13 protein-coding genes and 1 pseudogene are annotated in these 17,616 nt (G+C 73.2%); 2 read left to right on the forward strand and 12 right to left on the reverse strand.

Going from position 1 to position 17,616, the window contains the following annotated elements:
- The 7 genes from THESUDRAFT_RS13765 to THESUDRAFT_RS11205 form a co-directional block, all read right to left on the reverse strand.
- Window positions 1-622 (reverse strand): helix-turn-helix domain-containing protein (locus THESUDRAFT_RS13765; protein WP_169328747.1); only part of this gene is annotated, 622 nt, incomplete at its 3' end.
- A 197-nt stretch (window positions 623-819) separates the two neighbouring features.
- Window positions 820-2,118: an asparagine--tRNA ligase gene (gene asnS, locus THESUDRAFT_RS11180; RefSeq protein WP_040827664.1), complete on the reverse strand. Its 1,299-nt coding sequence runs from the start codon at window positions 2,116-2,118 to the stop codon at window positions 820-822.
- 78 nt (window positions 2,119-2,196) lie between these two features.
- Window positions 2,197-3,474, reverse strand: coding sequence for a D-alanyl-D-alanine carboxypeptidase family protein (locus THESUDRAFT_RS11185; RefSeq protein WP_083855440.1), 1,278 nt, complete (start codon window positions 3,472-3,474; stop codon window positions 2,197-2,199).
- A 98-nt stretch (window positions 3,475-3,572) separates the two neighbouring features.
- Window positions 3,573-4,523, reverse strand: coding sequence for a hydroxymethylglutaryl-CoA lyase (locus THESUDRAFT_RS11190; RefSeq protein ID WP_006904904.1), 951 nt, complete (start codon window positions 4,521-4,523; stop codon window positions 3,573-3,575).
- Window positions 4,524-4,610: 87 nt separating this feature from the next.
- On the reverse strand, window positions 4,611-5,750 hold the full coding sequence (locus THESUDRAFT_RS11195; RefSeq protein ID WP_006904905.1) for an acyl-CoA dehydrogenase: 1,140 nt from the start codon (window positions 5,748-5,750) through the stop codon (window positions 4,611-4,613).
- Between the two features lie 221 nt (window positions 5,751-5,971).
- Window positions 5,972-7,510 carry a glycosyl hydrolase family 18 protein gene (locus THESUDRAFT_RS15150; RefSeq protein ID WP_006904906.1) on the reverse strand — a complete coding sequence of 513 codons (1,539 nt, stop codon included), beginning with the start codon at window positions 7,508-7,510 and terminating at the stop codon, window positions 5,972-5,974.
- 79 nt (window positions 7,511-7,589) lie between these two features.
- On the reverse strand, window positions 7,590-8,432 hold the full coding sequence (locus THESUDRAFT_RS11205; RefSeq protein ID WP_006904907.1) for an SDH family Clp fold serine proteinase: 843 nt from the start codon (window positions 8,430-8,432) through the stop codon (window positions 7,590-7,592).
- A gap of 168 nt (window positions 8,433-8,600) precedes the next feature.
- Between THESUDRAFT_RS11205 and comA the strand changes: the two genes are divergently transcribed.
- Entirely contained in the window at window positions 8,601-9,434 is an 834-nt protein-coding gene (gene comA, locus THESUDRAFT_RS11210) for a phosphosulfolactate synthase (RefSeq protein ID WP_006904908.1), read from the forward strand.
- Between the two features lie 5 nt (window positions 9,435-9,439).
- Entirely contained in the window at window positions 9,440-10,468 is a 1,029-nt protein-coding gene (locus THESUDRAFT_RS11215) for a hydroxyacid dehydrogenase (protein WP_051009339.1), read from the forward strand.
- Between the two features lie 235 nt (window positions 10,469-10,703).
- Here THESUDRAFT_RS11215 and THESUDRAFT_RS11220 read toward each other — a convergent pair whose 3' ends face one another.
- The 5 genes and pseudogenes from THESUDRAFT_RS11220 to THESUDRAFT_RS14760 all read right to left on the reverse strand — a co-directional run.
- The gene (locus THESUDRAFT_RS11220; protein ID WP_040827803.1) at window positions 10,704-11,936 is read right to left on the reverse strand and encodes a glycosyl hydrolase family 18 protein; all 1,233 of its coding nucleotides are present in this window, start codon (window positions 11,934-11,936) and stop codon (window positions 10,704-10,706) included.
- Between the two features lie 207 nt (window positions 11,937-12,143).
- Window positions 12,144-14,879, reverse strand: a complete 2,736-nt coding sequence (locus THESUDRAFT_RS11225; RefSeq protein ID WP_006904911.1) for a DNA translocase FtsK — start codon at window positions 14,877-14,879, stop codon at window positions 12,144-12,146.
- A 99-nt stretch (window positions 14,880-14,978) separates the two neighbouring features.
- Complete coding sequence (locus THESUDRAFT_RS11230; RefSeq protein ID WP_006904912.1) at window positions 14,979-15,830, reverse strand: undecaprenyl-diphosphate phosphatase; 852 nt, start codon at window positions 15,828-15,830, stop codon at window positions 14,979-14,981.
- A 56-nt stretch (window positions 15,831-15,886) separates the two neighbouring features.
- Window positions 15,887-16,108 (reverse strand): YlzJ-like family protein, encoded by a 222-nt coding sequence (locus tag THESUDRAFT_RS11235; RefSeq protein WP_006904913.1) that lies wholly within the window; start codon window positions 16,106-16,108, stop codon window positions 15,887-15,889.
- Window positions 16,109-16,624: 516 nt separating this feature from the next.
- Window positions 16,625-17,272: pseudogene (locus THESUDRAFT_RS14760) on the reverse strand (ClpP family protease); the annotation flags it as partial.
- Between the last annotated feature and the right edge of the window lie 344 nt (window positions 17,273-17,616).

Consider the following 17,616-nt stretch of genomic DNA (forward strand, 5'->3'; position numbering starts at 1 on the left):
CCCCGGCCGCCGCCTTCCGCCGGGGCCCGGGCGTCACCAGCGGGGGTGGGGCCCAGGCCTCGGGCGGATCGGCAACAGGCCGCCGGGAGGGCGCGGCGGGAGGCAATGGAGGCCGCCGCCGGCCGCCGGTGTCCACTGCCCCGGGGGACCGCCGCCCTTCCTCGCCCCGTTCCTGGATGCGGCCGGAGGGATCGCCGGGTTCCTCGGCGGGATCCGCCGGGCGGTCCGGGGCTTGGGCCCCTTCACCCGGGCTTCCGGCCATCCAGGCAGGCGCCGGCCCACCCGCCTCCCCTTCCTGGCCGCCGGCCGTGCCCCGGGCCTGCTTCCAGCGGCTGTAGGCCCGGGCCAATTCCATCCCGTCCAGGTCGACCAGGCTGGCGTAGGCCCGGATGAATCCGCGGGTGTACACCTCCGGGGGCAACTCCGCATCGTCCCCCCGTTCCAGCGCCTCCAGGTACTTCCGCCGGATCTTGGTGGCCACCTGCACATCGTGCAGGGTCAACCCCTTGCGCTCCCGGGCCTCCCGCAGCTGCCGCCCGATCTCCTCCAGGGTCACTCCCTCACCCCCGTGCCCTGCCGCCCGCTGTCCGACGCTGGCAACGCCGTCAACTCGCGCCCGCACGCCCCCCGCCGCCGGCCGGATTCGGCCGGGGACGCGATGGAGCCCGCCTCGCCCAACGCGCGGCCCGCCGGCTCCCGGGCGTCCAGCGCTTCCTCGCTTCCACCGCCGCGGCGGGCCTCGGGGCGGGGCGGCGGCGGGGCCCGCCGCCCCGCCCCATGGGCCACCCGGACCCCCGGACCCCTCAAGGCCCCATCCCGTCAAGGATAGAGCCGGTTGAGCAGGCGCGGGAAAGGAATGGCCTCCCGGACGTGCTCCAGGCCGCAGATCCAGGCCACCGTCCGCTCGATGCCCAGGCCAAACCCGGAGTGGGGAACCGAGCCGTAGCGGCGCAGGTCGATGTACCAGGCCAGAGCCTGGCGGCTCAAGCCGTGCTCGTCGATGCGGCGCAGCAGCAGGTCCAGGTCGCTGATGCGCTGGCTGCCGCCGATGATCTCCCCGTAGCCTTCCGGAGCCAGCAGGTCGGCGCAGAGGGCCACCTCCGGCCGCTCCGGATCGGGCTCCATGTAGAAGGCCTTCACCTGGGCGGGAAACCGTTCGACGAATACGGGCCGCCCGAAGTGCTCGCTCAGCGCCGTCTCATGGGGAGCGCCGAAGTCCTCTCCCCAGGGCAGGCCCAGGCCCTGCCGGTCCAGGATGCGCAGGGCGTCGTCGTAGCTGATCCGGACGAAAGGCGCTTCGACCTCCCGGCGCAGGGTCTCGGGGTCACGGCCCAGGGTTTCCAGTTCCCGCGCGCACTGGTCCAGCACGCGCAGCACGATCCCCCGCACCAGCCGCTCCTGCAGCGCCACGTTGTCTTCGTGGGTAAAGAAGGCGGCCTCGGGCTCCAGCATCCAGAACTCCAGCAGGTGCCGGCGCGTCTTGGACTGCTCGGCCCGGAAGGTGGGGCCCAGGCAGTAGACCTTGCCCAGCGCCATGCAGGCCGCCTCCATGTAGAGCTGGCCGCTCTGGGAGAGGTACGCCTTCTCGCCGAAGTAGTCGGTTTCGAACAGGTTGGTGGTCCCCTCGGGCGCCGAGGGGGTCAGGATGGGCGCATCGACCCGGACGAACCCCTCCTCGGCCAGCACTTCGGCCGCGGCCTGCATCACCGCCGCCCGCACCCGCAGGACGGCATTCTGCCGCGGCGTGCGGATCCACAGGTGGCGGTGGTCCATGAGGAAGTCGACGCCGTGTTCCTTGAGCTTGATGGGATAGTCTTCCGCCACGTGCACCGGCTCCAGGCGGGTGACGTCCAGCTCGTACCCTCCCGGCGCCCGGCGGTCAGCCCGCACCACGCCCCACACGCGGCAGGACGACTCCTGGGTCAGGGACGCGAAGGTCTCCAGCCCCTGCTCTCCCGCCCTGTCGCGGGTGATCACGCACTGGATGACGCCCGTGCCGTCGCGCAGCAACAGAAAGGCGATACGCCCGCTGGACCGGCGGTTGTACACCCAGCCGGCCAGTTCCACCTCCTGGCCCTCGAACCGGCCCACCTGGGCCACGGTGACCGTCACGACCATCCCTCCGCCTTCACCGTCTCCCTGGTTCCGCTTTCCGCCTGCGCCCCTTCGCCCCGGCCCCCGCCCGGACCGCCGCTCTCAGCCGAACAGGTTGCGGAAGAGCAGGCGCACGCTGTCCCACAAGACCCGGAAGAACCCGCCCCGGGGCACGGCGTCGGCCGTCACCAGGGGCAGCTGGCGCAGCACCCGGCCCCCTGCATCCTCGATGGTCAGGGTCCCCACCCGCTGCCCTCGCTCCAGAGGCGCCACCAGGGGCTCCTTCAACTCCACCCGGCTGCGCACCTCCCCGGCGGCCGTCTTGGGCACGGTCACCACCGGGTCCTCCGCCGGCTGCACCGTCACCTGGGGCTGGGCGCCCTTGAAGACCGGAACCACCTGCCGCCCGTTCTCGCCAAAGGCCACCCGGGTGTTGGTGAACTGCTGGAACCCGTAGTCCAGGAGCCGCTGGCTCTCGCCGACCCGCAAGGCGTCGCTGGCCGCCCCCATGACCACCGACACCAGGCGCCGGTCACCCTCCCGGGCCGTCGCCACCAGGTGATACCCCGCCTCCGACAGGTGGCCGGTCTTGAGGCCATCCACCCGCGGGTCGCGGAAGAGCAGCCGGTTGTAGTTGGGCTGGGCAGCGAAGTCCTTCCACTCGAAATACTTCATGCTGGTGTACTTGAGGATGCCGGGATGCTCCTTGAGGACATGCAGGGCCAGCCGCGCCATGTCCCGCGCGGTCACGTGCTGCTCGCCCCCCGGCAGGCCGTGGCTGTTGCTGAACACCGAGTCCTTCATGCCGAGCTCGGCGGCGTGCTGGTTCATCCGCTGGACGAAGGCCTCCTCGCTGCCCGCCACCGCCTCCGCCAGCACCGTGCTGGCATCGTTGCCCGAGGCGATGGCCACGCCCCGGATCAGGTCCTCGATGCGGACCCGCTCCCCCACCTCCAGGAACATGGCCGACGGCCCGCCCAGGCCGGCCTGTACCGAAAGCCGCCAGGCGGCCTCGCTGACGGGCACTTCCTGGTCCAGCGTGATCTGCCCCTGTTCCAGGGCGTGGAACACCAGATCCAGGGTCATGATCTTGGCCAGGCTGGCCGGCGGGATGGGCTCGTCCGCCTTCTGGGCAAAAAGTTCCTGGCCGGTGGTCGCGTCCACCAGCAGGGCGGAACGGGCCTGGATCTCGAGACCGCCCTCGCCGCCTGCACCGGTCGCAGGCGGGCTGCCTTGAGGTGCACCGGCCTGGGCCCAGGCTACGGGGAAGCCCGTCCCAGCTCCCAGCACCGTCGCCACGCTCGCCGTCAGCATCACCACCCCGGCCGCGGCCCTCCACAGCCGCCCCCGGCGGGCGCGCCGGGATTCAGCCAACCCCATGGGAACCCTTTCGCCTCCTTCTGCCCGCGGCGATGTTCCAGGGCGCGCAGGAGCCCTGGGGAGCGCCGCGCCAGGCCTCGGCGGCCGGCGCCGCCCTGCTACCCCTCCGCCTCCCGGGCCGCCTGGCGGGCCTGGACCGACCGCACCAGATCGCTCCGCTTGCCGGCCTTGAGGACGAATCCCGGCAGCTCCCGGCCCATCAGCTCCTGGGCCAGCCGGGCCGCCGCCAGCAGGCGATCCAGGTCGACCCCCGTGGCGATCCCCATCTCGTGCAGCATGTGCACCAGGTCTTCGGTGGCCACGTTGCCCGTGGCCCCCGGCGCATAGGGGCAGCCGCCCAGGCCCCCGACGGCCCCATCATACACGGTGATGCCGGCCTGCAGCCCGGCCACCACATTGGCCAGCGCCGCACCGCGGGTGTTGTGGAAGTGAAGCCCCAGCTCCAGATCGGGGAAGCGCTGCTTCAACAGGCGGCAAAGGCGGTCGACCTGGGCCGGGTTGGCCATCCCCGTGGTGTCCCCCAGATAGACGGCCGCCACCCCCAGGTCCCGGTACGCCCCCACGATGCGCTCCACCTGCTCTTCCGGCACATCCCCCTCGTAGGGGCAGCCAAAGGCTGTCACCACATAGCCCGAGAGGCGCACCCCCGCCGCCGCAGCCAGCTCCGCCACCGGGACGAAGCCGGCCAGGGACTCGGCGATGGAACGGCGGACGTTGTGCCGGTTGTGGGTCTCGCTGGCCGAGACGAAGAGGCTGATCTCGTCCACGCCGCAGGCCAGGGCGCGCTCGGCACCGCGCCGGTTGGGCACCAGGGCGCTGTAGATCACCCCGGGACGGCGCCGGATGCGGGCCAGCACCGCCTCGGCGTCGGCCAGCTGGGGGACGGCCCCCGGGTGGACGAAGGACGTCACCTCGATGCGGCCGAAGCCGGCCTCCGTCAGGGCATCGATCAGCCGGACCTTTTCCTCCGTGGACAGGATCCGGGCCTCGGCCTGCAGGCCGTCCCGGGGCCCCACCTCCCGCACGGTCACCTGCGCCGGCCAGTCCATCCCGTTCCTCCCCTTCCCCGGCAGTTCCTGGACAGGGCGCGCCTGCCGGCAGGAGGCCCCGGCCAGGGCCCCTTCCCTACCGGTGCCCTAGCAGCCCAGCTCCCGGGCGATGACCAGGCGCTGGATCTCGGATGTGCCCTCGCCGATCTCCATCAGCTTCGCATCCCTCAGGTAGCGTTCCACGGGAAAGTCCCGGGTGTAGCCGGCACCGCCGTGGATCTGAATGGCCTCCAGGGCGGCCCGCACCGCCAGTTCGGACGCGAACAGCTTGGCCATGGCGGCCTCCCGCCGGTAGGGCCGGCCCCGGTCCCGCAGCCAGGCGGCGCGGTAGACCAGCCAGCGGGCGGCTTCCAGCTGGGTCGCCATGTCCGCCAGCTTGAACTGGATGGCCTGGAACTTGCTGATGGGCCGGCCGAACTGGCGGCGATGGCGGGCGTACTCCAGGGCGGCGTCCAGGCAGGCCTGGGCGATGCCCACCGACAGGGCGCCGATGCCGATGCGGCCGCCGTCCAGGGTTTGCAGGAACTGCTGGTGCCCCTTGCCCCGCTCCCCTACCAAGTGGTCCAGGGGAACGCGGCAACCGTCGAAGACCAGCTCCGCCGTGTCGGACGCGTGCAGGCCCAGCTTCTCGTACCGGCGCACCGCCCGCCAGCCCGGCGCCTCCCGCGGCACCAGGATGTTGCTGATGCCGTCGCGCCCGGCCTCGGGGTCGGTGACGGCCGCCACCACCACGAAATCGGCATGGCTGCCGTTGGTGATGAAGATCTTGGTGCCCTCGATGACCCACCGGTCGCCTTCCTGCCGCGCCCGGGTGCGGATGGCCGCCGTGTTGGAGCCGGCCTCCGGTTCGGTGAGCCCGAAGGCCGCGATCTTCTCGCCGCGCAGCGCCGGCGCCAGCCAGCGGGCCTTCAGCTCCTCGCTGCCGAACAGGTAGAGGGGCGTGCAGCCCAGGGAGACGTGGGCCGCCACCGTCAGGGCCGTGGAAGCACAGGCCCGGGCGATCTCCTCGACGGCGATGGCAAAGGAGAGGGTGTCACCGCCGGAGCCGCCCACCTCTTCGGGAAAGGGCAGGCCCAGGATCCCCAGCTCGCCCAGCTCCCGGAACTGCTCCGCCGGAAAGGTCCCCGTCCGGTCGCGCTCCGCCGCCCCCGGCGCGATGCGCCGCGCCGCGTAGTCGCGGACCATCTCCCGCACCAGCCGCTGCTGCTCCGACAGCTCGAAGTCCAACGGCGCCACCCCCGTGGGCATCGCAACACGCCGGGCGGGCCCGAAGGCCCGCCGGCGTGCCCGTTCCATACCTACTTTCGGAAAGGGCCGGGGGTGTCCTGCCGTCCTGGGGTGCTGCCGGGCGGGAGGCCGGGTCCTGCGGCGCCGGAGGGCGCGGGTACGGCAGGGCCTGGAGGGCCGGAAGCGACGGTGCCCTCCTGGCGGCACTTCTCTCCTCGGCGCTAGCGGCGCGGGCCGTACGCCCGCTCGATCACGTTCCAGAAGGCGTCGTCCTCGTACCCCAACCGCCAGATGGCGATGCCGCCCAGACTGTACTTCCGGACGAGATCGATACGCTGCTCCAGCACCCGCTCGTCCAGGTACCAGATCTCGCGCGCCTGGCCCCCCTCGCCGGTATAGGTGAAGTGGGGGTTCTGGCTCTCCCGGTCCCACTGCGGCCGCACGCCGTGGCGGTCGATGATCTGCTTGACCTGCCAGAGGGGCACGGGGGTGGAACTGGCCTCGTTGCCGGGCCCGGCCCCGGCCGGCCAGTCGTACCCGTAGGCCCCCACGCCGAGCAGGATCTTGTTCCCTGCGATCCCGGCGTTGAGCATCTCCTTGATGTTGGCCTCGACCCAGCCGGCCGGCGACACGGGACCCGGCTGGCTGCCCAGGTAGTGGCGGTCGTAGGCCATGAGGATCACCTGGTCCGCGTGGCGGGCAAACACCTGCCAGTTGTGCCCCCCGTGCACCGAGGGATCCACGTCCACCTTGGGGAAGGCGGCGATGTCCAGCCGCTTGTCCTCCGGCAGCGCCGCGTCCAGCTCCCGGATGAAGTCCGACATCAGAGGCTCCGCGTCGGGCGGCAGCAGCTCGAAGTCGATGTTGACGCCGTCGTAGCCCCGCTCCCGGACCTCGCGCACGATGGCCTGCACGGCCCGGGAGCGGGCCGCCGGGTCGACCAGGAACCCGGCCTCGTTGCCCCCGCTCTGCAGCAGGTTGAACAGCGGGATCAGCAAGATGTCTTGCGACCTGGCGAAATCGATGACCTCCTGGCGGATCTCCTGGGGCCAGAGGCTCCCGTCGGACCGGATGGAGTACCAGAAGGGGCTGATGCTGTCGATGAGATCGGGCCGCTTCTTCACTGAAGGGAAGGAATCGCCGAAGACGGGGGACCACCCGTTCTCGAAGAAGCCCAGCACCTCGGGACGTGCCACCCCCGCCGGCTTGCGCAGCGGCGGCTGCCCCTGGGGTCCGGGCTCCCCCGGCAGGGTCGCCAGGATCAGGAGGAACAGGCCCGCCGCCACGGCGCCCACCTGCCAGCGCCGGTCCGTGCGCAGCTTGTCCCAGATCCCGTTCCACCCGCCCAGGCTCGCCCACCAGCCTCGGCCGCGCCCGCCGCCACCGCCCCAGTCGCCGCCGCCACCGCCCGGTGGCGTGCCCCCGCGCCCCGTGCCCCCGGGGCCGGCGGCACCGCCACCCCCGGACGGCCCGTCTTTTGCGGGGCCGCCCCCCTGGTCGCCACCGTCCGGCCTGCCGGGGGCATCCCACTGGACGGGGGCGTGTCCTGCCGGCGCTTCCCGGCCCTCCGGACCTCCACCGTCACCGGCCGCCGCGCCGCGGTCGAAGGCCACCGCCGGCCGGCCGGGCTTCCCGGCTCCGGACTCGCCCGCCGGAGCACCCGGCCCTGCGGCCGGTTGCCTGCCCCGCCCGGCGGCACGGCCTGCCCTCCCGGAGTGCGGCTCCGGCCCGCGGCGGTGTTCCGGTCCTTCGCTGTTCACACCATCGCCTCCCCTCTCTGGAATCGGCCCCCCGCAGCCGCCTCCCGCGGTGGACCCCTGCTGCGGGCTCCGGCGATCCTTACCGCGTAGGCCGCTCGGCGTAGGGCACCGGGATGAACTGGACCGAAGGGCGCCGCCCGTCGGGCTGGGGATAGAGTTCCATCAACCGGTAGACCAGGTCCGGCAGCTCGCAGCGCACCTCCAGCCCCAGCGCCCGCAGCTCGTCGCAGCCGATGGGAAAGTCGTGGGTCCAGCGGCCTTCCGTCAGCGCTTCGGCGATGCGCCGCGCGTCCTCGGCCGGCAGGCGCTCCTGAAGCAGCCGCTGGACGGTCTGGCGGACCTGGGCGATGGCCTTTTCGGCCAGATCGCCCAGCATCAAGGTCTTGTCGTCCACCTTGTCGGGCCCCTTCTGGCGGATGGCGGCCAGGATGCTGGCCGCGGGGTAGCCGCCCAGCTGGGGGTCCACGGGACCCAGCACGGCGTTCTCGTCCATCCAGATGGCGTCCGCCGCCAGGGCGATCAGGGTGCCGCCGCTCATGGCGTAGTGGGGCACCATCACGGTCACCCGGCCCCGATGCCGCCGGATGGCCTCGGCGATCTGCTCGGCCGCCAGCACCAGGCCGCCCGGCGTGTGGACGATGAGGTCGATGGGCATGTTGGGCGGCGTGTAGCGGATGGCCCGCAGAACCTGCTCCGAATCGTCGACGGTGATGTACCGGGTCAGGGGGATGCCGAGAAGGCTCAGGGACTCCTGGCGGTGGATCAGGGTGATGACCCGCGAGCCCCGCTCCCGTTCCAGCTGGCGGATCACCTGCAGGCGGCGGTCGGCAATGCGCCGTTGCCGCAGCAGGGGCAGCAGGGACCAGAGGATCAGGACGAACCAGAACAAGTTGCTGAACAGTGCCCCCAGGTTGACGTCCATCGGTTCACCGGCCGGCCGCCCCTGGGCCCGCCGGCAGTAGTGTGTGCGGGGCGGCCCCGTTCTAACGGCCGGGCGGCGTCACGGCGCGGCCGGCACCGCCATAGGATGGGCGTGGCAAAGGCCGTGGCCGTCCGGGACACCGGCCCGGGCGGCGGAGGAGGAAAACCCATGAGCTTGCCTGCGCCCTGGAACGGCGTGGTCTCGCCGCCCCTGGCGGGACGCCCTCCCAAGCCCCGCCGGCGCGGTTTGACCATGATCCTCGACAAGGGGCTGGGGCCCCGCGCCACGGCGGACCTCATCGAAGTGGCCGGGCACTGCATCGATTACTGGAAGCTGGCCTTCGGCACCCCCGCCTGCTACCCCCCGGCGGTGCTCAAGGCCAAGGTGGAGCGGATCCGCGCGGCCGGCATCGCCGTCTACCCGGGCGGCACGTTCCTGGAGGTGGCCCTGGTGCAGGGACGCTTCCGAGCCTTTCTCGAGGCCGTGCGGGAGATGGGCTTCACCCACGTGGAGGTGTCCGACGGCACGGTGGACATCGCCCCAAAGGTGCGCCGCGACTTGATCCGCGCCCTGCTGGCGGAGGGCCTGGGGGTGGTGAGCGAGGTCGGCAAGAAGCATCCCGCCGATCGGGTCTCCACCCTGCGCCTGCACCAGCAGGTGCTGGACGACCTGGAGGCGGGGGTGGAGAAGGTCATCGTGGAGGCACGGGAGTCGGGCAAGGGCATCGTGATCTACGACGCGCAGGGCCGGGTGGATGAAGACGAACTGGAGGCCCTGGTGCGCGGGCTGCCCGACCCCTACGTGCTGGTCTTCGAGGCGCCGCAGGTCCACCAGCAACAGGACCTGATCCTGCGCTTCGGGCCCGGCGTCAACCTGGGCAACGTGCAGCCTGCGGACGTCCTGGCCCTGGAGGCCTTGCGCCACGGCCTGCGCGGCGACACCCTGCGCGCCGCCCTGCTCGGGCGGCCCGACCTGCGCTCCGTCCGGTTTCCCCAGGGGTGAGAGCCGTGGCCAGCGTGCCGGTGCCGGAACCCCTGGCGGGACCGGTGGTGGTGGCCGAGTTCTGTCCCGGGTCGGCGGTGGAGATCCTCCAGCAGGCAGGGTGCCGGGTGGTCTACGACCCTGGGCTGGCCCGCGACCCGGCGCGCCTGCTGCGCCTGCTGCCGCACGCCACCGGCCTGGTGGTCCGCAACCAGCTCCGGGTCGACGACGCGCTGCTCGAGGCCGCACCACGTTTGCGGGTGGTGGGGCGCCTGGGTGCGGGCCTGGACAACATTGACGGCGAGGCGGCGGCGCGCCATGGGGTGACGGTGGTCTACGCCCCCGGCGGCAACGCCCGGGCCGTGGCCGAGTTCGTCCTGGCCCAGATGCTGGCCCTGGCCCGGCGGCTGCCTGCCGCCGCGGCCATGGGAGCCTCGGGCCGCTGGGCCCGCCAGTCCCTGCTGGGGGACGAGCTGGCCGGGACCCGGGTCGGCATCCTGGGCCTTGGCCGGATCGGCCGGGCCCTGGTGCCCCTGCTCCGGCCCCTGGTGGGGGCCGTGGCCACCTTTCACCCCCGGCGGGGGCCCGAGGATCCCGAATGGCGAGAGCTGGGCATCCACTGGCGGCCCCTGGAGGACCTGCTGGCCTGGTCCGATTACCTGGTCGTCCTCCTGCCGCTGCGCGCCGGCACCCGGGGCCTGCTGGACCGGTCCCTGCTGGCGTCCCTCAAGCCGGGAGCCCGGCTGGTGGTCACCGGCCGGGGCGGCGTGGTGGACGAGGCGGCCCTGGCGGACCTGCTGCGCAGCGGCCATCTGGCCGGGGCGGCCCTGGACGTGAGGGCCCTGGAGCCACCGGGTCCCTGTGATCCCCTGCGGGGACTGCCCAACGTGGTGTTGACACCCCACGTGGCAGGGCTGACCGTCCAGGCCCAGGAGCGCATCGGCCGTTCGGTGGCCGAAGACGTGCTGCGCGTGCTGCGCGGCCTCCCGCCGCTGCAGCCGGCCTTCCTGCCGGCCACCGCGGGTGCGTTGCGGCAGGGGCCGCCGCAAGGCTAGAATGGGGGCGAACCCTGAAGACGGGAGGCCCGCCATGGTCACCCTGCTTTCGATCTTGAGCAACTGGATTCTGCCGTGGGGGTTCGTGCTGTTCGTCGGCTACTGGCTGTGGAGCGTGACCCGGCCACCCCGGCGCTCATGGTGAGAAGCGGTTCCCGCGCAGCGGCCGCAACAGGGGCGGAGCCTGGCGCTCCGCCCCTGGCCCTTTCCCTTCGGGTGCGGGGAGCGGTGGGGCCTAGGTCCCGCCGTTGCCGTCCGGATCGTTGCCCGGATGCCCCTCCTGGATCTCCCCGGGATCCGCGTCGGGATCCTTGTTCTCGCTTTCCCGCTGCTGGTTCCGGTCTGGCGTCATGTCCATGCCGGTGCGGCCGGTCTCCCGCAGCAGCATGCGCCAGTAGGGTTCATCCTCGTAGCCCAGGCGCCAGATGGCCACGCCGTACAGGTTGTGGCGGCGGGCCAGGCGCACCTTGCGGGCCACGGAGACCTCGTCCTCGTACCAGACGGTGTGGCGGACTCCCCGCTCGTCCACGTAGGTGAAGTGGGGGATCCCGTCTTCGTTGCGCTGCACCTGGATGTCCCTTTGCCGGGTCAGGGTCCGCACCTCTCGCAGGGGAACGGGCGTGGCCCGGTCGCGGTTCTCCGCCCAGTCGTAGCCGTAGGCGGGAATCCCCAGCCAGATCTTGTCGGCCGGGACGCCGTCCTCCCGGGCGGCGGCCACCACCTCTCCCACCCAGTCCAGAGGCGAGACGGGCCCGGGGCCGGTCAGCTCGCCGTGGCGGTCATAGGCCATCAGGACGATGCGGGCGTATTGGGCCAGGCCCTTGTAGCTGTAGGCGTCCTTACTGTGCTGCGTGCTGTCCTCCTGGTGGCGATGGGGGATGACGGACACGGTGATGGCCTTGTCTTCGGGCAGGGCCTGGCGAAGTTCCCTCAGGAAGGTCGTCAGCTCCTGGCGGCTGCGAGGCTCCAGCAGTTGGAAGTCGATCTGGACGCCGCCGTAGGCATGCTGGCGCACCAGACGGACGATGCTGGTCACGGCCCGGCGCCGGGCACCGGCGTCGTGCAGGAAGGCGTCGGTCCCCTCATGGTTGTTGAAGAGGGGCATCAGCTTGATGTTTTCCCGCGCAGCGAAGTCCCGCAGGTCCCGGTCGCTGCGGTCGACGATGGAGCCGTCGGCCCGCACGCTGTACCAGAAGGGCGACAGGTATTCGATCTGGTTGCGGTGCCGGCGCAGGGTGGCCAGGATGTCCTCGCCCCGGGCCTCCTCGGTCTCGTCGTAAAAGCCAAGGATGAAGAGCTGGCCCGGCACCTTGGCCCGCGGCGCCGGCTTGGCGGGCACCTGCAGGTTGTCGTTGCTCCGGTCGGCCCGCGGCTTGGCCACCGGGTTGCGATCGCCGCCGGCCGCCATCCAGATGCCGGCGCCCACCAGCACGGCCACCAGCACCCAGACCCAGGCGCGATTCCGCATGACCCTCACCTCGCTTTCCGGCCGTAGTATGGCCGCGAGGCTCGGGCCGCCGAGCCGGGTGCCGCCCGGCATTGTCTCGTAAGAATGGAAGGGAACGCCGCCGGGTGCCGCGCCCATGCCGCCGGGCCATCCCTCCCCGGCCGGCATCACCCCCGCCGGCCGCCACCGCAGGAGACCTTCCCCGGCGCCGCGAACCGGCCCGGCCGGCTAGCCGCCGGCCGGCATCCCCGGCGGCAGGCCGGCATCGCCGTGGCGGCGGCGGAACTCCTCCCAGGTGATCAGCACGTCGCGGGGCCGGGCCCCCTGGTGGGGGCCGATGTAGCCGCGTTCCTCCATCATGTCGATGAGGCGCCCGGCCCGGGTATAGCCGACGCGCAGGCGGCGCTGGATCAGGGAGACCGAGGCCTGGCCCGCTTCCAGAACCACCCGTACCGCCTGGACGAACAGGTCGTCGTCTTCCTCCGTTGCCGGGTTGTCGCCCGCCTGCACCTCCGCGCGCAGGACCTCCTGGTCGTAGGCCGGCTGGGCCTGGCGCCGCAGGAAGGCCAGAACGGCCTCCAGGTCCTTTTCGGAGATGTAGGCGCCCTGCACCCGGACGGGCTTGGTCGCCCCCACGGGCATGAAGAGCATGTCCCCGCGCCCCACCAGCTTCTCCGCCCCGGCCAGGTCCAGGATGACCCGGGAGTCGGTCTGGGACGAGACGGCAAAGGCGATGCGCGACGGGATGTTGGCCTTGATGACGCCGGTGATGACGTCCACCGACGGCCGCTGGGTCGCCACCACCAGGTGGATCCCCGCGGCCCGCGCCATCTGCGCCAGCCGCTGGATGGCGTCCTCCACCTCCACGGGGGCCACCATCATCAGGTCCGCCAGCTCGTCGATCACCACCACCATCAGGGGCAGCGGCTCTTCCCCTTCCTGGGCGGCGCGCAGGTTGTAGCGGGTCACGTCCCTGACGCCCGTGCGGGCAAAAAGCTCGTACCGGCGCTCCATCTCCCGCACGGCCCACTGCAGGGCTCCCGCCGCCTTGCGCGCGTCGGTGATCACCGGCGCGATCAGGTGGGGGATCCCGTTGTACCCGCTCAGCTCGACCACCTTGGGGTCGATCAGGAGCAGCTTGACCTCGTCCGGCCGCGCCTTGAAGAGCAGGCTGGCGATCAGGGCGTTGATGCACACGCTCTTGCCCGAGCCCGTGGCACCGGCGATGAGGACGTGCACCAGCCTGTCCAGCGAGGTCACCACGGGTTGCCCCGCGATGTCCTGGCCCAGGGCTACGGTGAGCTTCGACCGCGACCGGGCGAACTCGGGGGTCTCCAGCACGTCGCGCAGCTGGACCGCCACGATCTCCCGGTTAGGCACCTCGATCCCCACCGCCGCCTTGCCCGGAATGGGCGCCTCGATCCGCACGTCCGGCGCCGCCAGGCTCAGGGCGATGTCGCTGGCCAGGGCCTGAATCTTGCTGACCTTGACGCCCCGGGCCGGTTCCACCTCGAAGCGGGTGACCGCCGGCCCCACCGCCACGTCGACGATCCGTGCCTGCACGCCGAAACTGGCCAGGGTCTCCTGCAAGGTGGCCGCCTTCTCCAGGATTTCCCGCTGCCTGCGGGCGGTGGCCCCCTGCCGGCCCCGGCTCAAAAGCTCCAGGGGGGGCAGGCGGAAGGACTGGGGCACCGCCGGATCCGGTGCGGTCGAGGGACCACCCGCCGGGTCCGGTGCAGCGGAGGAACCGGTCTCCCCGCCCGCCGGTGCCTTGCCCGCACCCGGCTGGTGCGGGCCGCCTCCCCCGCCGGAGCCGCCGCCGGGGCCGGTTTCGCCCGCCTCGTCCCGGCCGCCGGCCTGCGCAAGCCGCCCTTCGCCGGGTCCCCAACGGGGCGACGGGCCGGAAGCGCCGCCGTCGTGCCCGGCTCCCGCCCCGCCGGCACCCTCCGGCACGGTGCCGGCGCCGGAGGCCTCCTCCAGCACGCCGGCTCCGTCCTGGAAAGCCCGCTCGACAAGCCGTTCCAGTCCCGGCAGCAGCACGGCGGGCTCCTCGGCGACGGCGCCCTGCGGCCCGGTGGCCGGAGGCAAGGAGGCGACCCGCCCATCGCCTTGTGATGGCCTGGCGCGCCCCCCGGCCCACCAGCGCCGCAGGTGCCACCAGGGAGCCCGCCCGCCCCGGATGCCGTCGCCGGGCGGGGCGGCAGCAGGGCCGTTTGCGGCCGCTGCGGAGCGCGACCGGCCCGCCCCCGGGGCGGAAGCCGCCGCCCCGGCCAGGTCGTCCACCGGGCGCGGGCCGGCGGTGCCCGTCTCGGGGTCCCGGGCGGCCGCCGCCATCCGCCCGGCAGCCGCCCCGGGCGCCACGGCCGCCGCCTGCCCGGGTTCATCCCCGTCGGGGCTGAAGAAGGCGCCCGCGGCCCATTCCCGCACCTGCAGGGCCACCGCCGCCAGGCCCCGGCCGGCCAGGGCGGCCCAGGTGGCCAGGGGCACGCCGCTGATCAGCCGGAAGGCCAGCACCGCCAGGGCCGCCCACGCCACCAGGGCGCCGGTGGCGCCGAAGGCCCGGGCCAGGAGCCAGCCGGCGGCGGTACCCACCAGGCCGCCGCCGGAGCGGTAGCAGCGGCTGGACCAGAGGTCCGCGCAGGGTTCGGCCACGGCGACCGCCACCAGCACCACGGCCAGCAGCAGGCCCGCTTGCCGGGAGCGGGCCCGCAGCGCCGGCGCGGCCAGCAGGGCCGCCAGGGCCCGCCAGGCCATCAGGGGCGGCAGGACCCAGGCCGCCCGGCCCAGGAACCAGCGCAGGCCTGCCGCCAGCTGGCTTCCCACCACGCCGCCGGCCGCCGGGCCGCCCCCTAGGGCCAGGGCCGTGGCGGCCGCCGCCACCAGGAGCACGATGCCCCCGACTTCCGCCCGCAGGGGACCGGCTTCGCCGGATGCCGCCTTGCGCCGCGCCCTGCGCCGTGCCATCCGCCTCCCCCCTCCTGGACAGGCATTTCGGCCGCAGCCGGGTTTTTCCTACGCCCGCTCGGGGCGCCGGCCTCGTCCGGAGCCCGCCCCGCCGCCGGCTCAGCCCCGCCAGCCGCTGTAGAACAAGAGAAGAATGGCGACGGTCCACAGGTAATATGCAAACCATGGCAACCGGCCGGCGATGAGCCAGCGCAGGAGCCAGCGGATGGCCATGTAGCCGGTGACGCCGGCCGCCACCGCCCCGGCCAGCAGGGGCGCCCAGCCGGTGCCGCCGCCGGCGGCCGCCAGGTCGGGCAGCTGCAGGACCGCCGCGCCCAGGATGGCCGGCACCGAGAGCAGAAAGGACAGGCGGGCCGCCTCCTCCCGCTCCAGCCCCCGCAGCAGGCCGCCCACCAGCGTGCTGCCGGAGCGCGAGACGCCGGGAAACAGCGCCAGCGCCTGGAACAGGCCGACCACCACCGCGTCGGCCAGGGTCGCCCGGGCGAGGGGCCGACCGCCCGGCGGCCTGCGCCCGGCCCACCAGAGCAGCGCGCCGGTGAAGATCCAGAAGGCGGCCACCACCACGGGGGACTCGAAAGCCGCTTCAATCAAGCCTTCGAAGGCCAGGCCGGCGACGGCCGCCGGGATCGTCCCGGCGATGACGAGCCAGCCGAGCCGGGTGCCGGGATCCAGCCCCTCCCACCACTGCAGGCTCCCTGGCCGGCGGCCCCCGGCCAACCCCCCGCCGGTGCGCACAAACCCGGCCAGGGCAGCCCGCAGGTCCGCCCCGTACACCACCAGGACCGCCGCCAGGGTGCCGAGATGCACCATCACTTCGAAGGCCAGCCCCGGCAACTGCAGCCCCAGGAGATCTTCGGCCACCGCCAGGTGGCCACTGCTGGAGACCGGCAAGAACTCGGTCAAACCCTGTACCACGCCCAGCAGGACGGCGTTCCAAAGGGAAAGCTCCACGTCCACTCCTCCCCACGGTGGCGCTTCCCCCATTTTAAAAGCCAGGGGCCCCGCCGTCAGCGGGGCCCCCACCACAAGACGCGGCGTCCGGGCTGGTACGCGGGATCCAGGAAGTCGTTGGGGTCGCAGGACAGGAGCCGGACGATCCGGCCGCCGTAGGGCGAGTCGGGTTCGACCAGCACCGTGCGGCCGTTGATCTGGAGCTCCACCGGCTCCGGCCGGGGAGCATCCCACCCCTCCAGCACCTGGTGGAGGGGAACGACGGTGTAGAGCAGCAACGGCCATCCTCCTTTCGGGCGCACCGCCGCCGGAATGAACGGTGGCCGGGGGATTCAGCCTAACCCGTGAGGGCGTTGTTGCCGGGGCCCGGGCCCGCGTCCGACCCGAGCGGTGGCGCGGGCCCGTATGCTTCCGCCACGGCGGCGGCCGCCCTCCGGGCTCGGCAGCGGCCAGCCCGGGCTTTGCCGGCCGCTCCCCCCGCCTGGCGGAGGACGCTACCGCCCGTGCCGGCGCCCGGCCGCTGGGGCCGCCGGGCCCCAGGGCGTACCCTGGGGCCGCCCGCTTGGCACACCGGGCGGGCTCCACCCCGGGCTCCCCGCCGGCTGGGTTCCCGTGCCCCACGCCGCCGGGGCTCCCCCACCCCAGGCGGGCGCCGGGGCCGGTGCCGGCGGAGCCGGCCAGGCGCCCGGCCCCGCGGGGCCCGGACCGCCCGGCCCGATCCCGTCGGCCGTACCGCCGGCCCCCGCCGCCGGGACTCCACCCGCCGCTGCCGGCTCGCCGGCGCGGCCGGCGCTCCTCTGCGCGATCAGCTGGTTGAGCCGCTGAACGGCCTGGGCCAGGCCCCCCACCTCGTCGATGAGGCCCTCCCGGACGGCGTCCTCGCCCACCAGCACCGTCCCGATGTCCCGGGCCAGCTCGCCCGTACGGAACATGAGCTCGCGGAAACGGTCGCGGCTGATGCGGGAGTTCTCCACCACGAAGCGGATGATGCGCTCCTGCATCTTGTCCAGGTACTCGTAGCTCTGGGGGACGCCGATGACCAGGCCCGTCAGCCGGATGGGGTGGATGGTCATGGTGGCCGTCGGCGCGATGAAGCTGACGTCCGCCGCCACGGCGATGGGCACGCCGATGGAGTGGCCGCCGCCCAGCACGATGGAGACCTTGGGCTTGGACAGCGACCGGATCAGCTCCGCCAGGGCGAGCCCCGCCTCCACGTCGCCGCCCACGGTGTTGAGGATCACCAGCAGCCCCTTGATGGCGGGATTCTGCTCCACGGCCACCAGCTGGGGGATGATGTGCTCATACTTGGTGGTCTTGTTCTGGGCGGGCAGCTGCAGGTGCCCCTCCACCTGCCCGACGATGGTCAGCACGTGGATGTCCGGCGGCGACTGGGGTACCCGGTCCGTGCCCATTTCCTTGATGTTGGCCGCCGCCTCGTCCATGGGCGGCTGGGCGGGGCCGGTCCCTCCGTCGCCTCCCGGGCCCCGGCCGGGGGTAGGGGCGGGCCCCGGCACGGGGGTATACGGCACCGTGGTGGGCGGCCCCGGCTGGGTCGCCCGGAAGCGCTGCTCCGGTCCAGGCAAGGGTATCCCTCCTCGGCGTGTAGTATGGCCGCCGCGCTGGTCCACAAGCCCCCGGCAAAGGCACAGGCGGCGGGTCGACCCCGCCGCCTGTGGGACCCTTGTCTCACCCGTCGAGTTCCTTCCGGCCGCCCGGCCCGGCGGAAGACCCGGCAACGTCGCACGCCGCCGGCTGCCGCTGGGGCCGGCTGCCGCTGGTGCCGCCC

The sequence above is a fragment of the Thermaerobacter subterraneus DSM 13965 genome, from assembly GCF_000183545.2.
In the GTDB taxonomy this organism is placed as follows: Bacteria; Bacillota; Sulfobacillia; order Thermaerobacterales; family Thermaerobacteraceae; genus Thermaerobacter; species Thermaerobacter subterraneus.

Bases quoted from the DNA above. Each gene is read 5' to 3' on its own strand.
- THESUDRAFT_RS11220 (WP_040827803.1), bottom strand. From the start codon at position 11,936: ATGCGGAATCGCGCCTGGGTCTGGGTGCTGGTGGCCGTGCTGGTGGGC.
- THESUDRAFT_RS11205 (WP_006904907.1), bottom strand. From the start codon at position 8,432: ATGGACGTCAACCTGGGGGCACTGTTCAGCAACTTGTTCTGGTTCGTC.
- asnS (WP_040827664.1), bottom strand. From the start codon at position 2,118: ATGGTCGTGACGGTCACCGTGGCCCAGGTGGGCCGGTTCGAGGGCCAG.
- THESUDRAFT_RS11190 (WP_006904904.1), bottom strand. From the start codon at position 4,523: ATGGACTGGCCGGCGCAGGTGACCGTGCGGGAGGTGGGGCCCCGGGAC.
- THESUDRAFT_RS11225 (WP_006904911.1), bottom strand. From the start codon at position 14,879: ATGGCACGGCGCAGGGCGCGGCGCAAGGCGGCATCCGGCGAAGCCGGT.
- comA (WP_006904908.1), top strand. From the start codon at position 8,601: ATGAGCTTGCCTGCGCCCTGGAACGGCGTGGTCTCGCCGCCCCTGGCG.
- THESUDRAFT_RS11185 (WP_083855440.1), bottom strand. From the start codon at position 3,474: ATGGGGTTGGCTGAATCCCGGCGCGCCCGCCGGGGGCGGCTGTGGAGG.